This window comes from Veillonella caviae (genome assembly GCF_003992125.1).
Lineage (GTDB): Bacteria > Bacillota > Negativicutes > Veillonellales > Veillonellaceae > Veillonella > Veillonella caviae.
Genome location: NZ_RQUY01000005.1, coordinates 83,439 through 107,364, shown reverse-complemented (window position 1 = coordinate 107,364; position 23,926 = coordinate 83,439). Strand labels below are relative to the sequence as shown.

18 protein-coding genes and 1 other RNA gene are annotated in these 23,926 nt (G+C 39.9%); 16 read left to right on the top strand and 3 right to left on the bottom strand.

Translation table 11 applies throughout. From position 1 onward, the window contains the following. Positions 1-76 precede the first annotated feature (76 nt). Entirely contained in the window at positions 77-895 is an 819-nt protein-coding gene (locus EO120_RS03210) for a MetQ/NlpA family ABC transporter substrate-binding protein (protein WP_127134060.1), read from the bottom strand. 309 nt (positions 896-1,204) lie between these two features. Between EO120_RS03210 and EO120_RS03205 the strand changes: the two genes are divergently transcribed. Then, the gene (locus EO120_RS03205) at positions 1,205-1,870 is read left to right on the top strand and encodes an AzlC family ABC transporter permease (RefSeq protein ID WP_127134068.1); all 666 of its coding nucleotides are present in this window, start codon (positions 1,205-1,207) and stop codon (positions 1,868-1,870) included. Next, entirely contained in the window at positions 1,863-2,186 is a 324-nt protein-coding gene (locus EO120_RS03200) for a branched-chain amino acid transporter permease (protein WP_127134059.1), read from the top strand. The genes EO120_RS03205 and EO120_RS03200 overlap by 8 nt, the downstream gene beginning before the upstream one ends. A 23-nt stretch (positions 2,187-2,209) precedes the next feature. Here EO120_RS03200 and EO120_RS03195 read toward each other — a convergent pair whose 3' ends face one another. Then, a complete protein-coding gene (locus tag EO120_RS03195) occupies positions 2,210-3,061 on the bottom strand; it encodes an aldo/keto reductase (protein ID WP_127134058.1) in 852 nt (283 codons plus the stop codon). 157 nt (positions 3,062-3,218) lie between these two features. Between EO120_RS03195 and EO120_RS03190 the strand changes: the two genes are divergently transcribed. From EO120_RS03190 to EO120_RS03175, 4 genes are all read left to right on the top strand, one after another. After that, positions 3,219-4,328, top strand: coding sequence for an efflux RND transporter periplasmic adaptor subunit (locus EO120_RS03190; protein WP_127134057.1), 1,110 nt, complete (start codon positions 3,219-3,221; stop codon positions 4,326-4,328). A 14-nt stretch (positions 4,329-4,342) separates the two neighbouring features. Next, complete coding sequence (locus EO120_RS03185) at positions 4,343-5,260, top strand: DUF2156 domain-containing protein (RefSeq protein WP_206512465.1); 918 nt, start codon at positions 4,343-4,345, stop codon at positions 5,258-5,260. A gap of 181 nt (positions 5,261-5,441) precedes the next feature. Beyond that, on the top strand, positions 5,442-6,635 hold the full coding sequence (locus tag EO120_RS03180) for a GNAT family N-acetyltransferase (protein ID WP_127134055.1): 1,194 nt from the start codon (positions 5,442-5,444) through the stop codon (positions 6,633-6,635). A 1-nt stretch (position 6,636) separates the two neighbouring features. Continuing rightward, positions 6,637-7,626 carry an RluA family pseudouridine synthase gene (locus EO120_RS03175; RefSeq protein ID WP_127134054.1) on the top strand — a complete coding sequence of 330 codons (990 nt, stop codon included), beginning with the start codon at positions 6,637-6,639 and terminating at the stop codon, positions 7,624-7,626. 470 nt (positions 7,627-8,096) lie between these two features. Here the strand turns inward: EO120_RS03175 and bioB are convergent, their stop codons facing one another. Beyond that, a complete protein-coding gene (gene bioB / locus EO120_RS03170) occupies positions 8,097-9,125 on the bottom strand; it encodes a biotin synthase BioB (protein WP_127134053.1) in 1,029 nt (342 codons plus the stop codon). Between the two features lie 222 nt (positions 9,126-9,347). On the opposite strand from bioB, the gene EO120_RS03165 reads away from it, so the two are divergent. From EO120_RS03165 to ffs, 10 genes are all read left to right on the top strand, one after another. Beyond that, on the top strand, positions 9,348-10,616 hold the full coding sequence (locus EO120_RS03165) for a metallophosphoesterase family protein (RefSeq protein ID WP_241234865.1): 1,269 nt from the start codon (positions 9,348-9,350) through the stop codon (positions 10,614-10,616). Next, on the top strand, positions 10,606-13,425 hold the full coding sequence (locus EO120_RS03160; RefSeq protein WP_127134067.1) for an AAA family ATPase: 2,820 nt from the start codon (positions 10,606-10,608) through the stop codon (positions 13,423-13,425). Before EO120_RS03165 ends, EO120_RS03160 begins: the two co-directional genes overlap by 11 nt. 88 nt (positions 13,426-13,513) lie before the next feature. After that, on the top strand, positions 13,514-14,569 hold the full coding sequence (gene hemE / locus EO120_RS03155) for a uroporphyrinogen decarboxylase (protein WP_127134052.1): 1,056 nt from the start codon (positions 13,514-13,516) through the stop codon (positions 14,567-14,569). Further along, positions 14,562-15,440, top strand: a complete 879-nt coding sequence (hemH, locus tag EO120_RS03150) for a ferrochelatase (protein ID WP_241234863.1) — start codon at positions 14,562-14,564, stop codon at positions 15,438-15,440. Before hemE ends, hemH begins: the two co-directional genes overlap by 8 nt. After that, positions 15,437-16,912 (top strand): protoporphyrinogen oxidase, encoded by a 1,476-nt coding sequence (gene hemG, locus EO120_RS03145; RefSeq protein ID WP_127134050.1) that lies wholly within the window; start codon positions 15,437-15,439, stop codon positions 16,910-16,912. Before hemH ends, hemG begins: the two co-directional genes overlap by 4 nt. Positions 16,913-17,053: 141 nt before the next feature. Beyond that, complete coding sequence (gene hemQ / locus EO120_RS03140; protein ID WP_127134049.1) at positions 17,054-17,785, top strand: hydrogen peroxide-dependent heme synthase; 732 nt, start codon at positions 17,054-17,056, stop codon at positions 17,783-17,785. A gap of 386 nt (positions 17,786-18,171) precedes the next feature. After that, positions 18,172-22,755 (top strand): glutamate synthase large subunit, encoded by a 4,584-nt coding sequence (gene gltB / locus EO120_RS03135; RefSeq protein ID WP_127134048.1) that lies wholly within the window; start codon positions 18,172-18,174, stop codon positions 22,753-22,755. Positions 22,756-22,910: 155 nt separating this feature from the next. Continuing rightward, positions 22,911-23,168 carry a type II toxin-antitoxin system Phd/YefM family antitoxin gene (locus tag EO120_RS03130; protein WP_127134047.1) on the top strand — a complete coding sequence of 86 codons (258 nt, stop codon included), beginning with the start codon at positions 22,911-22,913 and terminating at the stop codon, positions 23,166-23,168. A 1-nt stretch (position 23,169) separates the two neighbouring features. Beyond that, a complete protein-coding gene (locus tag EO120_RS03125) occupies positions 23,170-23,421 on the top strand; it encodes a Txe/YoeB family addiction module toxin (protein ID WP_127134046.1) in 252 nt (83 codons plus the stop codon). Between the two features lie 189 nt (positions 23,422-23,610). After that, an RNA gene (gene ffs / locus EO120_RS03120) (signal recognition particle sRNA small type) lies at positions 23,611-23,710 on the top strand. Positions 23,711-23,926 lie beyond the last annotated feature (216 nt).

Below are 23,926 nucleotides of genomic sequence, written 5' to 3'. Positions count from 1 at the left end.
GGGCTAGGTTTTATGCAGTGAAAAGGGACTGAGAACAAAATGAACAAAAATGTTCATTTTGTTACAGCCCCTTCTATTAATTGGCAGATGTAATAGTGCCTTTGAATGTTTCGTCAATAAATTTTTTAATTGCTTCAGATTGGTAAATTTGAGCGATTTTTTTGTATGTTTCGTTGTCTTTATCTTGTTCTCGTACAGCTAGAATCATCACTGCTAATGGCTCGTCTTTAGGTTCTAAGAAGAAACCTTGTTTTTCTACATTGAGACCGGCACTTTGTACGTAGTTCATAGGAATGACTGCTACAGCTACATCGTCTAGACTACGTGGTAATTGGGCAGCTTCTAACTCTTGAATTTGAAGGTTTTTCGGATTTGATGTAATGTCTGCTATGGTCGCTTTAAAACCTACACCATCACGCAATGTGATGAGGCCTGCTTTAGCAAGCAATGCTAAACCGCGACCGCCATTTGTTGGATCATTAGGAATAGCGACAATAGCACCTTCTGGTACATCTTGAGCACTATGTACAGCATTGCTGTATAAACCCATTGGCATTAGAATTGTTTTACCGATAGCTACGAGATTAGAACCGTTTTGTTTGTTGAAATTCTCCATAAATGGTACATGTTGATACGCATTTAATTGAATATCTTCATCTGCTAACGCTTTATCGGGCGTTACATAATCGGAAAACTCAACTACTTTTAAATTGATACCCTGTTTTTGCGCCTCCTTGGCAACTGCTTCTGCTACCTGTGCATGAGGACCTGCAGTAGCACCAATTTTAATCTCCGTCGGTGTATCCGTCGCTGTCTTACTATCGCTGCCACAACCAGCAATGGCAAATGCCAAAACGCCAACTAATAATGGGGCAATTAATTTTCTTAATTTCATAGTATCTCCCTTTCTATAACACGCTATGTGGGTTGCCGATGGATATTCCAAACTGATGGGTATGATTGTGAAAGCTACACCACCACGTGTTATCTATACATTATATTTTAATAACAACTAATTACTATGGAATATATCCTATCATAATGGTAGGTTGTTGTATATTACAAAAATAGATAGCTTTTCCATAGCTTGAAGTTATGGAGTATGGGTGTCTAAACCAAAGAGAGGTGCGCTATGTCTAACTCATCAGTCATATCAGAACAATCACATAAAGGACGTCATGCGTTCAGTTATGCATTCCCTATCATGCTTCCAGTAGGAGTCAGTTTCTTTTTCATAGGTCTCGGGTTTGGTCTGTACGCCACTAGTCAAGGGTTTTCGTGGTGGGTACCGCCGGTGATGGCGATGACTATTTTTGCAGGATCTATGGAATTTGTTACTATTGGCATGTTGCTGGCTGGGTTTGATCCTATAACGGCGTTGATGTTGACGTTGTTTGTGAACGGGCGCCATGTTTTCTATGGCTTGTCCATGCTTTCAAAATACGTGAATATGGGATGGAAATGGTATCCTACAGTTGCTTGGATGTGTGATGAAAGCTTCGCCATCAATGCGACTACGAAATTGCCCGATGATGTAGATGAAAAATGGTTCTATTTTCACGTAGCTTGGTTAAATTATGCATTTTGGGCATTTAGCACGTTTATGGGTGGTTTATTTGGTAATTTATTAGCTAATTATGATTTGCGTGGCATCGACTTCGTTTTGCCTGGATTGTTTATCGTTATATTTTTAGACATGCTGCTAAATGCTAGGAGTCATACGATTCGTATCTTTGGTGTGGTAGGCGCTATAGTTGCTATTTTTATGCTTATCATCTTCGGTAAATCTACGTTTATGCTACTGTCTATGACATTTATGCTTGTGGCATGTTATATTGCTTATAAATGGGGAGGTGTGCACCTTGAGTAATTGGGAGATGGTTATTACCGTTGCTATCGTGGCGATTGGTACATTATTTACACGATTTGTATCATTCCTCATATTTCCACCAGGGAAAACGGCACCGCCTTTTGTTTTATTTTTAGGCAAGGCTTTACCTGCATCCGTTATGGGAATGTTAGTGGTCTATACTTTTAAAGAAACTACTGTCCTTACCTATCCTTATGGCATACCAGAATTGATAGCATTCCTCGTTACCGTAGGCCTCCATCTATGGAAACGAAATATGCTGGTATCCATTGCTGCAGGGACTATTATATATATGATTATCGTTCAGAATATATAATATAAACACACTAGGTGTACGATTTATTTGATGGACAACAGTCGTTCGATACCTGCTGCGGTATGGTGGTTTTCTAAAAATGACCGTTCATCGAGAAGCTCCATTACATCCATGTCTATGTTTGTTAATTTAAAATCAAATACGTCAAAATTCGATTGCATATGTTCTAATGTACTTGCTTTTGGCAACGGAATAAATCCTCGTTGGATATGCCAGCGCAAGATGATTTGGTGTTTTGTTTTGCCGTATTTTTCGGCGAGGCTCTTGATGATTGGATGGTCAAATACAGGTTGGCGGTCTCTTGTAAATGGAGACCACGCCATGCCTACCACTTGGTATTGGCGCATTACTTGCCACAATGTTTTTCGTTGGTTAAATGGGTGACATTCTACTTGATTTACCGCCGGTTTTACACGAGCGTGGTGGATTAAATCGACCAATCGATCTTCGTAGAAATTAGATGTGCCTATGGCGCGTAATACGTTTTGGTCGTATAATTCTTCCATAGCACGCCAAGAACCATAATAGTCTCCAATAGGTTGGTGGACGAGCAGAATATCGATATAGTTAGTATTTAATTTTTTTAGGGAACTTTCTACAGCGCGCATGGTGTTATCGTAGCCGGCATCGGTGTGCCAAATTTTGGTGGTTAAAATAATATCTGCACGATGTATACCTGATTGTGCCATGCCGCGCCCAATGGCTTCTTCGTTATTATACATCCTTGCTGTGTCGAGTAAACGATACCCTGATTGCAGCGCGTTTACCACGACTTGTTCTGTTTCTGTATCGGTGCCGGCTTTGTATGTACCAAAACCGATAGATGGGATAAAACTGCCATTATTTAAGATTCTAAAATCCATACGTTCTTCCATATGAACCTCCTGATTATTGAGTATATCTTGAATTATATATCATTTATTATAGCAAACTTTACACTCTTTCACAGAAATCATCGAAAACTAATGGTATTTGTGATATACTAAGGTATTGATAAAAATCAATATGATTAATAAAAGTTAGGGTGAAAGTATGAAAAAACTACGACTCTGTTCTGTGGTGGCGATTCTGATCCTTGTTATAGGGATTGTTGCTGGGTGTGGTACGTCTACGGTATCGGTGGTAGATGTAACCTATAAGGATATGCCGTTGCAGATTCATAATGATGCCAATGTAACAGCTCTTAATAAGGCAACTATTACTACCACGGTAACAGGTCCTGTTGTATATGCTGTGAAAGTAGGCGATACGGTATCGCAAGGTCAAGTGGTGGCCACTATTGATACGTCAGCATTGCAACAGCAATTAGCATCTTTGCAAGGTCAGTTGAGCCAAGCACAAAGCTATACGCCAGAGGTGACATCCACGACCCCAGCGGTGGTAGACAGTGCACAGCTTGAAAGAGCTCGTCAAATGCGCGAAGCTGGTAATATTACAGAAAAAGAATATAATCGCATATTGGAGAGATCCCGTCCACAAGTGGTGACCTCTGGTGGCGGTGGTGGATATAATGGTGCTGCAGTGGCAACCATTGAGGCACAGATTGCACAGGTAAGTGCACAAATTGCAGCATCCACTATTACGGCGCCTATGAATGGTGTGGTAACGGCGATTTATAACGAAGATCGCCAAATGGCTATTGCAGAACGACCATTTATGCTTATTCAACAACATACACCGATGGTGGCGTCCCTTAGTATCCCTCGTGACGCGGCGATGAAATTGGCTACGCCTGAGGCTAAGCCGACTATTAAGGTATTGTTACATGTGAACGATACAGACATACCTGGCGAGCTTACCTATGTAGATACGACTCAACCGGATACGGTGCCTAGTGTGCTTGTAAAAGCTACTTTTAATAATGAGAAGAATCTTATCAAGGCTGGTGAGTTTTATGGATTGACCATTGAATCTAGTGCTCAAGCAAAGATGCTCGTTATTCCTAGTGAGGCGGTGCGTGAAAATGCTGACGGCAAATTTGTGTATGTATTGACTAGTAATAATACCGTCGATGTACGGGTTGTAGAAACTGGTGATACTCAAGATGGCGTTATTTCCATTATGAATGGTCTCAATGAAGGGGAAAAAGTAATTACCACAAAAGGGACTTTTGAGTTAGGTCAATCCGTAACAGTACAATAAAGGAGGAGATTCCTATTTTAGAATTTAAACGTTTTGAATTAGAAGATAAACCATTAATCGATAAATATTTCAGTCAACATCACTACGAAGCATCGGATAACTGCTTTACAACATTGTTTATGTGGCAAGATCCATATGGAATTCGTTGGGCTGAGGAAAAAGGCGTATTGTACATTCAAGGTGGCGGCAAACGTGAACCTTTTTTGTTGCCTCCATTTGCGGGGAAAGATGCAAAGTTCTTAGATGGTTTGTTGCGTGCTAAGGAATGGTTCGTAGAGAATAATTTACCGTTTCGCTTCAAAGGTATTAGTGCTATCGTGAAAGACCGGATGGAAGAATTGTGTCCTGGTCGCTATACTTTCACCACAGATCGTGACAATTACGAGTACATTTATAAAACAGAAGATTTAATCAATTTGTCAGGTAAAAAATTCCGTCAAAAGAAAAATCATCTCAATCAATTCCGCATGCAATATTCTAATTATGAATATGTGCCAATTACAGATGATATCATCCCATTGTGCCGTGAAACCGCTGCATCTTGGGTGGAAACACATCATGAAGAGGGCATTGAAGATGAATTGGTAGCTATCAATTTATTATTTGATAATTGGGATGCGTTAGGCCTCAAAGGCGGTGCTATTAAATTATTTGGTCGCGTTGAGGCGTTTAGTATTGGAGAATTATTAAACGAAAAAACCGCCCTCATTCACATCGAAAAAGCAAATCCCGATATTCGCGGTTTGTACCAAGCTATTAACAATGAATTTATACGCCATGAATTTGCTGATACCTTGTTTATCAATCGTGAAGAAGACATGGGGCTTCCTGGATTGCGTCAAGCCAAAGAATCATACAATCCAGATCATTTTGCGGAAAAATACGACGCTGTGTACGCCAATGAAGCAGATAATGCTACAGGCGGTAAATAAGTTGTCAAAGAGTAGTGCATGAGCACTGCTCTTTTTTTCTAAATAGAACTACTCTTCTTGCCGAATTAGCTATTACTTCGCTATATCGGAGTTGATGTTCTACTATACTAGAATTATGGCTCTACTATATTAGAATTACTATTTATAAATTGAAACTACATGTTACCAAAGAGGAGATATTATGGAATTTAGAATTGCTACACCACAGGATACGCCACAAGTAGAAGCATTATGGGCGTACTGTTTTGAACCAAAGGAAGATCCATTTTTTCAATATTATTTTAGCAACTGTTATGAACCAGACAATACAGTAGTAGGTATTCAAGAAGGTCAATTGCTATCTACTGTTCATTTGCGACAATATAATCTTAACGTTCGTGGCGCTGTATTGCCTACAAGTTACATGGTAGGCGTTGCTACTCATCCCGCAGCCCGTCGTGGTGGTGTTGGTGGTGCGTTGTTAACATCGTCATTAGAAGAATTGCGTCATCGAGGTCAAGCCATCACTATTTTGATGCCTTCTAAAGCAGGCTTTTATCAGCAATACGGTTGGGATTTGTATGCTCATCAATGGGTACAGACTATGAGTTTAGAAGACTTGCGGCCTCTTGCCGATAAAACATTGTCTTTCGGATTGGTGAATGATGTAGAACAATGGACTCTATTAGATCCTGTATACCGAGCATATACTAAGAATCTTTGTGGCTATGCAGAGCGCGGTGAAAAGGATTGGAAACGATTGCTTAGCAGTTTCTTCGCTGAAGGTGTTCATGTGGCAACTGTTAAAAATGATGATAATATCATCGAAGGGTACGCTGTGTACCGCTTAGGGGCACCTGAAATTCCTGTTACAGAAATGGTGTATACTACGCGTCGAGCTCAACAAGCATTGCTCAACTATTTCTATAATCACCGCTCTCAAGGGGCAAGTATCCGATGGAACGAAGGTTTGCATGATACGGGCTACCGATTCCATCCAGATGGTAAAGCTGGACATGCTACCATGCCGTATATGATGGCTCGCGTAGTAGATGTGAAAACTGCTATTGAAGCGATTCCTATTAATCCTGATGCAGCGATGATGCCCATAACTATTAATATCCGTGTTATTGACAAACTCTGCTCGTGGAATCATGGTGTGTTTGCCGTTACTATTGGTGGCGGTGTAACGCCATCTGTTTCTTATCTTGGTGAAAGTACCGATGAAATCGTAGAACTCACTATCGATATTGGAGGCCTTAGTATATTACTTATGGGCGCTATGTGTGCTAGTGATTTAGCTTTTGAAGGTAAATTACAAGGCGAGCAAGATTGGATTACGTATTTAGATATGGTGTATCCTAAACAGAACACATATATTAACGAGTGGTGGTAATATGAGCTGGAAAACATATACTGTAAAAGAGCCTACGGAACTCACTGTGTCGGCTTATGTAAAAGAGCGATTTTCCCTGTCATCACGTAATTTACAATTGCTATTTCGAAAGAAAAGGGTGAAAGTAAACAGTCGTGTAGCGCATTCTAAGAGAGTACTCAAAAAAGGGGATGTCATTACTGTTCAACTGCCTCAAGATAAGGAATATGGGGTAGACGTAGAAAAAGGACCGCTAACGGTCCTTTACGAAGATAAGTATACGCTGGTAGTAGAGAAGCCACCATTTATGCTGGTACATCCTACAGGGCAAACGATGAAACATACATTGAGTAATCTTGTAGCAGGTCATTATGCTAAACGTGGTGAAGTTCATAAAATTCGTCCTGTGCACCGACTTGATCGGGATACATCGGGCTGTGTTTTATTTGGTAAAACCCGTGAAGCACAACAATATTATTCTGAACAATTACAAGCAGGGCTCATTCATCGAATTTATCGTGGCTATGTAGATGGAACGATTACTGATGATGGTGTTATACATACACCTATCGGCGTAGATCCTGTATTCGATAATCGCCGCTGTATTGATGAATTTGGACAAGAAGCGATTACAGAATATCATGTTGTTCATCATGGTCATAAGCCTACTAATATGGTCAGCCATAATGCTTCTGCAGGTCATATGACAGATTATACTGTAGATGGAATTAGTGATGATGGCGATGTGGTTGCTCCGAACATGGGTACTAATCAATCATATACGGAGCTAGAATTTCGATTGCTCACCGGTCGAACTCATCAAATTCGAGTTCATATGGCGCACATAGATCACCCTATCATAGGTGATGCTATGTATGGAAAACGAGAAAAACCATATACAAGACAAGCTTTGCACGCCTACGCGCTGCAATTTGTGCCATACAATGGTAATGAGGAGATTACGGTAGTTTCTAATGTGCCATCTGATTTCGGTTTGGAAAAGAAATCGTAGATGTTGGCTGATAGGACAAAAGTATTAATCCTAGATACTCTTTAGTACAATAATGAAAAAAAGGACTCGATTCGAGTCCTTTTTTATGTAAGGGGAGTGTTAGTATTAACATCAAATGACCTATGTATTTAAACAAGTAGTAGGTTTGGGGTTAGTATTACTTGTCGGGAGATAAATACATGCAGATAACTAGGGAATTGTTATCTCTATATATCATCTGATAGTGTCATTATAAGAATTAGGTGTGAATATAATGTGAAGTAATAAGTTGATTCGTTATTTATTAATTAATTCTGAATGAGCTATAAAGGGGATAAGCCCTATCTAGATAATTAGTAGATAGGGCTTGTTCCTTTTATATGTGTAAATATATGTAAACCTCATAAAATGGGTTACAGTCAGTTTAGAAATTGATATATCATTATTTTATCATTATAATTTATCAATCTACATAAAATTTATAAAATTTTTTACAGTTGCACAGTGTTGAGTGTTAAGGATAGATCATCGATCATTTGTAAATCATCTAATGGGGAACGACCACCGGTAGTGAGGTAACCACCTACCATGATACCATTGAGTCCACCTGTTAACGCATACGCTTGGAGATCTCGTAAATTGACTTCGCGACCGCCAGCGGTACGAATTAACGCATTAGGTAAAATAAAGCGGAACACAGCGAAAGTGCGCAAAATTTCTAATGGTTTCAATGCTTTGTTATCTTCAAATGGAGTACCTTTAATAGGATTTAAAATGTTGAGAGGTACAGAATCAATGTTAAGACGTTTTAATTCAAATGCCATTTCTACGCGTTGTTCCAATGTTTCGTTAAGGCCTAAAATTCCGCCAGAACATACGCGAATACCTGCTTTTTTCGCATTGCCGATGGTGCTCATTTTATCCTCATAAGAGTGGGTGGAGCAAATGTCTGGGAAGTGGCTCGGTGCTGTTTCGATATTGGAATGATATCTTGTAACGCCTACTTCTTTTAATTTGATGGCTTGGTCATAGGTGAGGAGACCAAGAGAACAACAAATTTCGAGACCTACTTCATCATGGATGCGCTTGAGGACGCGTAAAATTTGTTCGAATTCGTTTGGATTTGTGGTATTGCGACCGCTAGTGACGATGGAGAAACGAATGGCGCCTGCTTCTTTTGCTTTGCGCGCAGCATTTAATATTTCTTCGTCTTCCATGAAAGGATATTCTTGGACACCTGTGTTGTGATGTGCCGATTGAGCACAGAATTTACAGTTTTCTGGGCATTTACCAGAACGGGCATTTACAATGGCGCAAACGTCTACGGTGTTATCGTTATAGTGTTGTTTGATTTTATCTGCCATTGCTAGCAAAATCATAGTATCTTCATCAGATGTATGAATTAATTCTATTGCTTCTTCTTTAGTAATAGAACCGCCTTGTAAAATACGATTTGCAATTGTTAAAATCTTTTCATAGGAACCCACATGAGTTTCGCGTTGTTCTTGAGGAAGTGCCATCATAGCCCCCTGTATTGTTAACTAATGAAATAATAATATTTGACAATGTCATTGTAGACCACTGTGGGATGATTGTCAACTTAAAAATGCATACAGTTAACAAAATGTGCGTATAAGATAAAATTGGATAGAAAATAATAGAAAGATGGCTACATTCTGTATTAATACTAGAATTGTATAGTATAATTAAGTATTAGAATTTTATTAACTACGAAAGGAGACATGATGCAACCTTTTCGTTTTATACATTGTGGAGATCTCCATTTAGGAGCTCCTTTTCAATATGTTATGGGAATGAGTCGCACTGTGGATCGCACTGTAGCGGAGTCTACGTATGTGGCATTTCAACGTATTGTAGATATGGCTGTTCGCGAGCGCGTTCAAGCTTTCATTATTAGTGGTGACGTTTATAATAGTGAAGATCATAATTTAGAGGCACAGGTTCGTTTTGTGCGTGCTATGTATCAATTGCAAGAGGCCCGCATTCCTGTGTACATGGTGCAAGGCAATCACGATCCTGCTGAAAGTTGGCGCGCACAGCTCGATATGCCTAGTAATGTGCATGTGTTTACTCATGCTCAAGTACAGCGGTTCCCATTGATGGTTAACAATATTGAAATTGGTGGCGTTTATGGCATTAGTTGTGGTCATGGCAATGAACATACGAATTTTGCCGTTCAATACAAAGCCTTTGAACGAGATGAGTTTTCCATTGCAGTTATGCATGGCACAGTCGGTTCTAGCCAAGATGCGGATGTAGATAATGTGACGGGACCTTGTAATGTATCGGATATGATACAAGGCGCTATGGACTATTGGGCATTAGGGCATATTCATAAATCACAGGTGCTCGGTAATGATCCTATGATTGTCTATGCAGGGAATCCGCAGGGATTACATCGCAAGGAGTGTGGATCTAAGGGCTGTTATATGGTGAAAGTATCTCATAATGGCCATTGTGAATTAGAGTTTGTTGAAACTAGCGCTATTCGATTTGAAGAAATCAAGTTAGATATTACAGGGATTCAAAAAGAATCTGAACTGTTAGAAGTGTTGAGTATTAAAAAGAATATCTTACGTAAGCAATATAAAAAACCTATATTATTATCTGTTCAACTGATTGGCACTGGGCCTATGCATGCATTGGCAATGGATGAAGGAGTACGTAATTTATGGTTGAAATCATTACAAGATGAAGAAAAGAGTAAATCTGTGTTTGTCATGCCTTATAAAATCATCGATAAAACACGACCTTCTGTGAATTTAGGAGAGCGACGATTATTATCCGATATGGTAGGCGATTATTTGCGTGCTTATGATAGTGCTATTACCGATGTATCTACGGTACGTCAAATTTTACTGGATAGGCCAGAGGCAAAACGATTAGGGGCATATGCAGATTTGCTTACCGATGAACTGTTACTTCGCGTTATGGAACGCAGTGAAATGGAAGGTGTTACGATGTTGATGGGGGCTCATGATGAACATTAAAGATATACGATTTAATGAGTACGGTCCCTATAAAAATTGGACATTTACTGCAGGAGCGCAAGGTGTACAGGTTGTGTATGGTGCTAATGAAAGCGGCAAAACCTCTTTACTGGAAGGTATGCGTTCTATTTTGTTTGGTGGTAAACATAAAAAATACGGCACTGTAGATGGTGCTATGAATGTAGAGAAAGATGGCAAAGTTTATTATTTAGGACGCCACCAAAAGCAATTAGATTTTTATACTTATGGAGAACCGCGCATTTCAGAAGAACCAAGTCAATTGTGGTGGCATGGGCTAGATAAAAAAACGTACAACCGCATCTTTGCATTAACTTTGGAAGATTTACAAGGTGTAGATGTGCTCAACGAGGTAGATGTGAGGTCTCGTTTCTTTGGCGCCGAAGGTGGTGAACAGCTAGGTTCCATCGTTAAAAATGTAGAAAAAAATGCTAATGATTTATTAGTCGGTTCTGCTACTGGTAAACGGCGCATCAATGTGTTGCTAGAAAAACTAGCAGATAATAAACAGCGACTCAGCCACTTGGTAGAACATGAAGCCCAATATGTAGAATTACAGCAAGCTTATCATAGCTCTGAGCAGACTGAACAAGAGTTGCAAGATCAAATTCGTGAATGGCAAGATTATCGTGATAGCGTCCATATGGTGCTGCGCGCTTGGGATACATTCTGTCGTGGTGAAGAAGCGCGAAAACATATGCAACAATTTATGGCTCATAACACACTTAATAAAGAAGCCTTTTTAGGCATTGATGAAGGGTTAAAAGAAGCGCGCCAACATATGCAGTTGTGGCTGGATAAAGAAGAAGCATTAAAACCAGAGAATTTTGATCCCCAAAGTCCGTTTACAATCTATGGTCAAGATTTAGAAACATTCATGCAACAAGTGACGCAGTGGGAACAATTGCGTCGTGAATGTGAAGAAGGACAGGCTTATATCGATAAAGTGCGAGAACAGCTAGATTTTTCTAAAAGTTTACAATCGGCGTGGCGCAGTGATGAGGATGTTCCAGATGATGTAAATTGGTTTGAAGGAGAGCGTTTATCAAAAAAATTACGCACTGCGAAGGAACAATTGTTGTATTGGCAGGAGCATACCCCTGATTTGTCATCGACTACTATTGTTAACGAGGGTGGTACAGAATCTCGTAGTGAGTGGTTGGATAATGAAATCGCTGCTGTTTTGTCAGATATTGAAGATATACAAATTGCTTTAGAAGAAAGTACTACACCAGCTGTGTGGCCTATATGGGTTCAGCGTATAGGTGGTGTCGGCGCCGTTGTAGCGGTGCTAATGATGCTCAGTGGGCTCATCATATTTGAGTCTTCTTTATATAGTATGGGTGGTATTATACTGCTCATTACTGGGCTCATTTTGTTTTGGTATGGCTGGCATGTGCGCCATCAAGGTCGCACTGATACGGCGCGGTTAGAAAAAGAATTGAGCCGACTTGAACAACGTCATGCACAACTTGTGAATCGCCAAGATGCACCATTGGTACCTACGGATATTCCTAATATTGAACAAGTTGCTCGATTGCAACAATATAATGATGAAGGCAAGGTGTTACAATCCAATTACGATGCAGCCCTAGCTGAATGGCAAGAGTGGCTTCCGAAAGGGGCTGCTAAGAGTCTTGGTGATGATGATTTCTTTAGCATGAAGCAGGAATATGATCAGTATTATGAACAATTGCGCATCATTGAAGGGTATGAAAAACGATTAGATGTTCATCGAGAATCATTGCGACTCATTGAAGATCAAGCGGTAACATTGTGGCATAACTTGGGGATAGATAATCCTGTATCGCCTACAGAGTTGAAACGGGTATATAATCAATATAAGAACTTTCAACAACAATTTATTCGTTGGGAGCAAAAAGAATCACAGCGTAAGAGTTGTCGGTTAGAGTATGATAATTGGCATAGGAAGGAAAAAGAACTTCTTTTAGAACAAAAAGCATTGTTAGAGCAGGCTGGTATTGGCGGTGCCAATGAATATCGTCAGCGTCTTATCGATGAAAACCAGTACAAACAATGGGAAACTATTTACAAACAAAGCCAAGTACAGCTTGATTTGCTCGCTCCCGATGGGGAAAATCGCGATTTGTTTTACCGACGTTTGCGAGAAGGCAATAAAGAACAGTGGATAGAAGAACAAGCTCACGGAGAACGAGAAATTGCATCTCGTCAAGAGTTATTGGCAACATTATATGAGAAACGAGGTCAAACTGTTGAGGCTATGCGCGCTCTCGGTTCTGATGAGGAACAGCGTTTAGCGATTCAAGAACGTCAAGAGCTGGAAACAGAACTAGAAGAGGCTTTAGAAGACTGGGCTACACAAGCGTTGATTGGTCATTGTATGGACAAAGCTCAGCAATCCTATGAGGCAGAGTCGCAGCCTAAAATGTTAGAATTGTCTTCTAATTATATTCAACGTCTTACCAATGGGGCCTATACACTTGATATGTGGGGGCTTGACGCGGGTTTAGCTTTGCTAGACACAAAAGGTGGGCGACTAGAAATGAATCGTTGGTCTAGCGGTTTAGCAGATCAAGTGTACCTTGCATTGAGATTAGCATTAGCCACAGTGTTTTCTCATCAAGTTGATGCGATACCAATTATTTTAGACGACATTTTGGTTAGATTTGACGAAGATCGTCAAAAGAGCGCATTAGAACTTTTAGCTGAATTAGGTAATAACCAACAAATTTGGCTATTTACATGTCAGCAACAAGTATATTATATGGCACAAGCTATTAATGGCGTTGATACCCATGTATTATCATAGGTCTAATGTTCATTATTCAATAAGTCTTGTGTATGTAGGAACTTTCAACATACATATGATAAATAAACAATAAGAAAGGGGTGGCATCATGAATACTGCTTATTTAGATATGATTCGAGGCAAACAGCCTGGCGTAACCCCTGTGTGGTATATGCGACAAGCAGGTCGTAGCCAAGCAGCATATAGAAAAATCAAAGAAAAATACACCTTGTTTGAAATTACGAAGCAACCGGAATTGTGTGCGCAGGTGACAGAATTGCCTGTTAAGGAATATGGTGTTGATGCGGCTATTTTGTACAAGGATATTATGAGTCCTATGGTGTCTATCGGTGTTAATGTAGACATTAAACCTGGTGTAGGACCTGTATTTGACACGCCAATTCAGCGTTTATCAGATGTAGAACGATTACATGCGTTTGACCCTACTAAGGTGGAATACATTGCTAAGACGATTCAATTGCTCACCACTGAGGTTCTCAAGGTACCTCTTATCGGCTTCTGTGGTGCTCCTTTTACTGTCGCATCGTATCTTATTGAAGGGGGACCAACGAAAAATTACAATAAAACGCGAGGTCTTATGGTCAGTGAACCTCATGTATGGCATGCTTTGATGGAAAAGCTGGCGACCATGTCTATCGAATATTTATCCATGCAGGCTGAATCTGGTGCTAACGCATTGCAGATTTTTGATTCTTGGGTGGGCGCTGTGAATCGTAATCAATATGATATATTTATTTTCCCTCACATGGAACGTATCATTTCCACTGTGAAAGCAAGATTTCCAACAGTGCCATTAGCTATGAATGGTGTAGGTACTGATCATTTAGTAACTTCCTGGGCAAAACTGCCCCTCGATGTAGTAGCTCTCGATTGGCGAAGCTCTTTAAGAGACGCAGCCTCTCGTGGCGTTACTCAAACGGTGCAAGGTAATCTTGACCCGGCGTACCTATTAGCAGATACGAAAACTATATCCGCTCAAGTAGATACAATTTTAATGGATGGTGTACATCACGGAAAACATATATTTAACCTAGGTCATGGTGTATTCCCAGAAGTAGATCCAGAAAAATTGCATTGGTTAACGGATTATGTTCATGATAAGAGTCGTCAGTTATGGGCTCGAGAAGGGACTGCTGATGAATAATACAGCAGTATTACTCTTGTCCTTTGGCACTCCTAGAACACCGGAGGATTTGGTGTCTTATATGACTAGCATTCGTGGTGGACGAATACCGACGGAGCGAGATGTAGCAGTGCTTAGGCAAAGATATGATGCTATACACCAGTGGGATAGTCTAACACTACAAACTATGGTGGAACATCAAAAATTTGTGTTACAAGATTTGTTAAACATACCTGTATATGCAGCTTATTTACATATTTCTAATAGTATGGAAACAGCGTTGAAAATCATATCTGAACAAGGTTATACACATATCATAGGAATTGTTACATCTCCATTTTATTCCACCGCAGGTACGGGCGCTTATGAACGTAAATTAGATAGTCTGCTAGCCAACTACCCAAAGATAACAGTAGAATATATTAAGGAGTGGTGGGAACAACCATCTTTTCTTTCGTATTGGTGTGATGCTGTAGCCCCTTATATAGGCGAAGGTGATGGTTTATTTGTATATTCTGCACACAGTGTTCCGGAACATAGGATGGGAAATTATAAAAACTCAATTATAGAAGCTGCTCATCGTATTTCAGGCAAAGCGGGGATTGGAAATTGGAAACTAGCATTTCAAAGTGCTCCACCTCGCGATGGTTGGTTAGGTCCCTCTGTAGAATCTATGATTAATGAATCCCTCCGAGAAGGTACTAAACGTATTATTTTTGTGCCTTTTGGATTTGTTAGCGATCATGTAGAAGTGCTGTATGATAATGATGTAGAATGTCGTAAACTCGTTGAGGCCGGTGGCGCTGTGTATAATCGCGCACCGATGCCGAATGGAAATCTAATATTTATGCAAGCTATGGCGAGTGCCATAACGGAAAGGTTAGAAATGTGAAGGTAACAATTGTTGGCGGAGGCCTAACAGGACTTTCAGCTGCTTATTATTTAGGTCGTGCTAAACCAGATTGGCATATCCATGTGTACGAACAAGCGCCTCGTTGTGGTGGTAAAATTCAGACTCAACGAGTTGGCGAATTCGTCGTAGAATTAGGTCCAGATTCCTATTTGGGTCGTAAAATTGAAATGACGGATCTTATTATGGACCTTGGCCTTGGTGATACACTGGTATCCAATGAAACAGGACAGGCCTATGTGTATGACCGTGGTACTATTCATCCAATTCCGGGCGGGTCTATCATGGGTGTTCCTACAGAAATGATGCCCTTTGTGAAAGCTACGCTTATTTCTGTTGCGGGCAAATTGCGTGCTGGATTAGATTATTTTAAGAAACCATACCCTTTAGATGTAAATGGTGATGTGTCTATCGGTCATTTTTTTACATACCATTTGGGTCAAGAAATGATGGATAAATTGATTGAACCACTATTAGCAGGCATTTATGGTGGCGATATATATAAGATTAGTTTGCTATCCACATTCCCTCATTTCATTCAAGTAGAACAAAAATATGGTAATATGGTGAAAGGCATGATGGCTGCTAAAAAGAGTCATAAAAAAGCTGGCGTTAACCAAGGGGCCCAAGGGATAGCTAACGAAGGTGACATGCCGCGAGCTGGGAAAGATGCTGTTAAAGATAAAGAGTTTGAACGGAAAGGTACAGCAGCTCAATCCGGTATGTTCCGCCAATTAACAGGTGGACTTGAAAGCGTCATTGATGCTATTGTTGCCCAAATGCCGAGTAATGTGGCGATTCATACAAATGCATTGGTTTCTCACATCAATTACAGCGATGAACAGTATGAATTGATAGTGCAAGGCAGGGTAGAAAAAACTGACAAACTCATTATCACTACACCACCTGCAACTTATGTGGATTGGTTCTGTCATGATGCGGTATTCGACAACTTGCGCAACATGGAACAATCGAGCTGCGCCATTGCTATCATGTGTTTTGATAAATCTACTTTTGATGGCGAATTACAAGGCTCTGGTCTTTTGATTACACGCAAGACAGATACACCGTTGACGGCGTGCACTATATTAAATCAAAAGTGGCCACAAACAACACCGAGTGATAAAATTGTATTGCGAGTCTTTATTGGTAAACCTGGTAATGATGTAGTGGAACGATATAGTGATGAGGAACTTTCACAATTGGCTGTTACAGAAATTCAGCGAATTATGAAGTTTTCTGCTAATCCAGAGTGGGTGAAAATCAATCGCCTTATTCACTGTATGCCGCAGTATAATGTGGGACATCGCAGTGCTATAAAAAAAGTGCGAGATCATGTAAAGGAGAACTATCCAAACCTATATCTTATCGGTACACCTTTCGATGGTATCGGTATTCCTGATGGTGTAAAACAAGCAAAAGCGCTAGTAGCACAATTGGTTGAAAATAATTGATAGTGTTGTAGGGGCATGATGCGCTGTATTGTTCTACAGTTAATTGATTAGTTATTTAGTCAATTAGTTGGTTGATTGGCTAATTAGTTACTTATTTAGATAGTTATTTGATGTTTTATATATAGATAAGGAGTGATACAAATGGGTAAAGCAATCCCTACAGTAGAAGGTTGGCATAGTCAACATATGGTATTTTCTATGGATTTTAGTGCATGGAATTGTTTTAGTAATGATGAAAAGGAAGCAGCTCGTAATGAGTTGAAATCCTATCTTGCAGAATTAGAGTCGATGCATCAAGCTAAAAAGGGTAGCTATGCATTCTATGATGTAAATGGTTATAAAGGTGATTTATTGCTGTGGATTTTGGTGCCATCTTTAGAGGAGTTGGCAAATTGGGAGCGCAAATTCCGCCGTCTTGCTATTGCATCTGTGTTGGTACAAACTTATTCGTATACATCTGTAACAGAAGTGAGTGCCTATGTAAAAGCAAAATTAGATACCCCAGAGGTAGAGGCAAAACTCTATCCATCGGTGCCTAAAGATAAATATATTTGCTTCTATAATATGAGCAAAAAACGGGAAGGCAATGATAATTGGTTCATGTTGTCTCAAGAGGAACGTGGTGCCTTTATGCGTGCTCATGGTATGACGGGCCGACCATATCTTGAAGTGTTATCTGAGTACACTACGGGCGGTGTTGGCTTAGATGATTGGGAATGGGGTGTTACCATTTTTAGTAATGATGATATTCAATTTAAAAAGATCGTTTACGATATGCGTTTTGAAGAAGCCAGTGCACGATTTGGTATCTTCAGTGATTTCTATGTAGGCACCATTATTGATGATGCTAAATTGGCGGAAATCTTCGGATAATCTGTGAAATTTATAAAAGAAGACTTGTGAAAACAGGTCTTCTTTTTTGTAGTTTTTTTTGCCCTAAGGTGCAGTTTATAGGGCATAAGGTACGGATTATAAGAAATTAAAAGACTTAGTTTTAAGGGAAATATATTTATGTATACAAAATACGCATGGCGTTATGCTTTGAACGCAATTTAGGTTGCGGTTTTTATATTATCATTTTACAGTGGACTTTGGTATACTGTGTATAGACAAAATTCTATAGAATTTTAATATTTATGAGAAATTAATCTTAGAATTCTATGAACTTACAAGTATAATGAGCTTTCACAAAACCAGTACGGAACGATGCCGCCGCGTTTTGTGGAACATCAAGTGATATGATAAGGAGTGCAAGAGCTATGGAGACGAAACAGAGCGTTATTGAACAGCAGCGTTTAGATCAGGCGAGACTCGAAGCGAATGGCATGTATAGTAGCCAATTTGAAAAAGATGCCTGCGGTATGGGGTTTGTAGTAAATATTAAAGGTAAAAAATCCCATGACATTATCGATGATGGCTTGCGCATTTTAGAACGTTTAGAGCACCGTGGTGGTGCTGGTGCCGATAAAGATACTGGTGACGGTGCTGGTATTTTGGTGCAAATTCCACATGAATTTTTCAAACGAGAATGCGAAGTATTGGGCATTAATTTACCACCTGCTGGTGAATATGGGGTAGGTATGATTTTTGCGCACAAATATGAAAGCCTTCGTAATGAACAAAAACGCATTTTTGAAGAAGTGGTACGCGAAGAAGGTCAAGTTGTTCTCGGTTGGCGTGAAGTGCCAGTAGATGGCACGAAAGTGGGCCACGAAGCGGCTGCAATCCGCCCTTGGATGATTCAAATTCTCATTGGCAAAGGTCCAGATGTTACGAATAACAAAGAGTTTGAGCGCAAATTATACATCATCCGTAAACTAGCAGAAAAACGCATTGTCCCATTGAGCAAAGAATTATCTAGCGATTTCTATATTGCTTCCTTATCTTCTAAAACTATCGTTTACAAAGGGATGTTGACACCAGGTCAATTACGCGATTTTTATCTCGATTTAAGTGATCTTGATTTTACTTCTGCTTTGGCGATGGTGCACTCTCGTTTCAGTACAAATACATTCCCAAGCTGGGCTCGGGCGCATCCTAACCGATTCCTCGTACACAATGGTGAAATCAATACTATTCGCGGTAATGTAAACTGGATTAATGCTCGTGAAGGTAAAGCAGAATCTCCATTGTTCCCAGATATTAAAAAAGTATTCCCTGTAGTTGATGACAGCGGTTCTGACTCGGCTATGTTTGATAATACATTGGAATTTTTGCATATGACAGGTCGTTCTTTGCCTCATGCAATTATGATGATGATTCCTGAACCTTGGGAACGCAATAATTTGATGAGCAAAGAAAAACACGATTTCTATGAGTTTAACAGTTTTATGATGGAACCTTGGGATGGTCCTGCAGCAATGGGGTTCACTGACGGTACTGTTATCGGTGGTGTGCTCGATAGAAATGGCTTGCGTCCTGCTCGTTATTATGTGACTACTGATGACCGTGTCATCATGGCATCTGAGGTAGGTGTTGTAAACGAAGATGCAGAACATATCCGCGCAAAAGGACGTTTGGAACCAGGCAAAATGCTTCTCATCGATACAGCAGAGCAGCGCATTATTTCCGACGAAGAAATTAAACAACGGGTTGCTACCGAATTGCCTTACTCTGAATGGGTGAAAGAACACGTTATCCATTTGTCCGAGATTTCTCAGGCTGATGAAAGCGATGTACCAGTTGTAGAAGATTTACTTAAAGAACAACAAGCTTTTGGTTATACTCAAGAAGATTTGGTACGTATGATTGTACCGATGGCAAAAGACGGCAAAGATCCTGTTGGTGCTATGGGAGCGGATGCTCCATTGGCAATTTTGTCGGAAAAGCCACAATTGTTATATAACTACTTTAAGCAAATGTTTGCACAAGTAACGAATCCTCCAATCGACTCTATTCGCGAATCGATGGTTACATCAACTCGTGTAATGCTTGGTAATTCTGGTAATTTAACAGATCCTAATAAAGCAGGTACTTATGCGTTGTCCATGCGTACTCCAATCCTTACTAATCAAGAATTGGCATCTATCAAAGCTTTAGATTGCCGTCGCATGAAATCTGTTACTTTGTCGATTCTCTTCGACCCATCTAAAGGGGCGGAAGGTATGCGCGATGCTTTAGCTGAATTGTGTGAAAAAGCAGAAGAAGCGGCGCGCACAGAGCAAAATGTGTTAATTTTATCTGACCGTGGAGTAGATGAAAATCATGCGCCAATTCCTGCATTATTGGCAGTAGCTGCGGTACATAATCACTTAATCCGCAAAGTATTGCGTACAGAAATCGGCTTGATTCTCGAATCCGGTGAGCCTCGTGAAGTACATCATTTCTGTACACTAATTGGTTATGGCGTAACAGCTATTAACCCATATTTGGCATTAGAAACAGTAAAAGATTTACAAGCCCGCAAACGACTTGGCGATATTTCTCCAGAAAAAGCAGAAGAAAACTACATTAAAGCTTCTGTAGGAGGCATCATGAAGGTTATGTCCAAAATGGGTATTTCCACTGTTCGCTCTTATCATGGGGCTCAGATTTTTGAAGCCCTCGGTTTAAATTCTGACTTTATCAATAAATTCTTTGTGAACACACCAACTCGTATTGGTGGTATTGGTCTCGGCGGTGTAGCACAAGAAGCGTTAGCTCGTTTTAACCGCGCTTTCAAATCTGATGAAACTGTACTCGAACCAGGTGGTTGGTATGGTCCTGTGAAAGATGGGGAAGAACATTTATTCAACCCTAAAACTATCGATTTGTTACAGGAGTCCGTTATCGAAGGGGATTACGCAAAATATAAAGAATATTCTAAAATGATTCGCAATGATTACCATGTTACATTGCGCTCATTAATGGAACTTAACTACCCTGTAGGCGGCGGTATTCCTATCGAAGAAGTAGAAGACGAAATGTCCATCGTAAAACGTTTTAAAGCTGGGGCCATGAGTTATGGTGCTATTAGCAAAGAAGCACATGAAACTATTGCTATTGCTATGAATCGGTTAGGTACTACATCGAATTCTGGTGAAGGTGGCGAGGACGTAGCTCGCTTTAAACCATTGCCTAATGGGGATAGTATGAATTCAGAGGTGAAACAAATTGCATCTGGTCGTTTCGGTGTAACTGCAAACTATCTCATTCATGCTAAAGAATTGCAAATCAAATGTGCGCAAGGTGCAAAACCAGGTGAAGGTGGACAACTACCAGGTAAAAAGGTATATCCTGAAATTGGTAAGGCTCGTCACTCCACACCAGGTGTAGAACTCGTTTCTCCACCACCACATCACGATATTTATTCCATCGAAGATTTGGCAGAATTGATTTACGATTTGAAATGCGTCAATAAAGATGCGCGTATTTCCGTTAAACTGACTTCTGAAGCTGGTGTTGGCACTATTGCTGCTGGTGTAGCGAAAGCAAAAGCGGACAATATTTTGATTTCTGGTTATGATGGCGGTACTGGTGCGGCAGGTCGTACTTCTGTAAAACATGCTGGGGTGCCTTGGGAATTGGGGTTGTCTGAAACACATCAAACCTTGATGCTCAACAGATTGCGTGACCGTGTTCAATTAGAAGTAGATTCTAAATTGATGACTGGTTTTGACGTTGCTGTAGCAGCTATGCTTGGTGCTGAACTCTTTGGTTTTGGTACATTGCCACTCGTTGCAGTAGGTTGTAAAATGGCTCGTGTATGTAATTTGAACACCTGTCCTTACGGTGTGGCTACACAAGATGAAAAATTGCGTGCTCGTTTCACAGGTAAACCTGAATATGTAGAAAATCTCATGATTTTCATTGCTCGCGAATTGCGTGAAATCATGGCTCGCCTTGGTATCCGTTCCGTTCGTGAATTAGTAGGTCGTATCGATTTAGTACGTCAAAAATCTCAAGATGATAATTTCAAACTATCTCGTGTCGATTTGAAACGGGTATTGTTCCATCCATATGTGGATGCTTCTGTAGGTCATATGCACGAAATCGAGCAAGATCATGAATTAGAACGCACATTAGATATGTCCAAATTGTTGCGTATGTGTCGTCCTGCTATTGAAGAACAAAAACCGATTCGTGCTAAATTGGCTATTACTAATATTAATCGTGTTGTAGGTACTTTGGTAGGTTCCGAGGTGACTCGTAAATATGGTGAAAGCGGACTTCCAGATAATACTATTAAATTGAATTTTGAAGGTTCGGCAGGTCAATCCTTCGGTGCTTTCATTCCAAAAGGCATGACATTAGAACTAGAAGGGGATGCTAATGACTACCTCGGTAAAGGTTTGTCCGGTGGTACTATCACTGTGTACCCTCCTCGTCAATCTATTTTTGAAGCTGACGAAAACATCCTTATTGGCAATGTTGCATTCTACGGTGCTACGTCTGGCAAATCCTATATCAATGGTGTAGCAGGTGAACGTTTTGCCGTTCGTAATAGCGGTATTACTGCTGTTGTGGAAGGCGTTGGCGATCACGGTTGTGAATACATGACTGGTGGCGAAGTTCTTGTATTGGGCAGAATTGGCCGTAACTTTGGCGCAGGTATGTCTGGTGGTTATGCGTATATCCTCGACTGTGATGAAAGATACGTCAATACAGGTCTCGTAGAATTGCGTCCTGCTAACAACGATGACCTTGCTAGAATTAAAGCATTAGTTGAACAACATGTGTTACATACTAATTCTGCTAAAGGCCGTCACATCCTTGAAAACTGGAATAACTTTGTGAACCGATTCACTAAAGTCGTACCAGTAGCATATGAAGAAATGCACAATGCTATAGAACGATTCCTCGGTCAAGGACTATCCTTAGAAGAGGCGCAATTGGCAGCATTTAAAGAAAAATATGCAAAATAGAAAGTAAATCACAAAAGCCCATGTAGGCTGCTCACATAGCAGTCTATATGGGCTTTGTTACTGTGCAGAAAAGGTAATTGTACAATATATTGTACAATTACCTTTTCTGCATTATAATATAGTTAAGCATTATATTAGTATTGTGAGGTGATGATATGGAAGCCGTAGTATATTCTAATTTTAGAAGTAATTTAAAAGATTATATGAAGAAAGTAAATGATGAGTTTACTACTTTAATGGTAGTAAATAAAAACCCAGATGAAGATATCGTTGTTGTATCTCGAGCTGAATGGGAGAGTACTCAAGAGACTCTACGCATATTAAATAATCAATATTTACGAGAAAAACTTATCGCTAGTCGTAAAGAAATCGCAGAAGGAAAATCTCTACAGCGAGAGCTAATTGAGGTGTGATATGTTTACATTTTCGGAAAAAGCTTGGGAAGATTATATTTCCTGGCAGCAAGAAGATAAGAAAATATTAAAACGTATCAATTTGTTGATTAAAGATATATCTAGGAGCCCTTTTGAGGGGATTGGGAAGCCAGAACCATTAAAGTTTGAATTATCAGGCATGTGGTCTCGTCGTATTACTAGTGAACATCGACTCATTTATGAGGTCATTGATGGAACAGTATGTTTTTTATCATTTAGAGATCACTATTAATTGATGAAAGTATATGATGGGCTTTATGTTATATTTTTTGTGTAATAGTAGTATATAGAAACTAGGGCCCTTTATAGTAGTTAGTCTAATATGGAGTACTTTGTATAGAGGGCAACTCTATATATTTCTACTAGACGTTATGCTTAAAATTAGCTATAATAATTATATTGCAATATTGGATCATGGCAGTTCTCGGGCCCGTGCAATGGGGGCCTGTGAATCGTGTCAGGACTGAGAGGTAGCAGCACTAAGCGGTAACCTTCATGTGCCACGGGGAACCCGGGGGCTGTCGTGATCGAGTATTGCATAGGCGACCGAGCGGTCGCTTTTTTTATTGCTTATATTCTGGCTTTGCTAGTGTTATTTTTTTCGTTTCTTATATAGCGATAGCTTATTTGTGGCTTATAATTGATTTGAAAATATTGAATATCATATATTCTCTAGCGGTCCTGGTGACCGCTTTTGTGGTATAATAAAGTATTATCATTTTTATAATAAAGGGGGT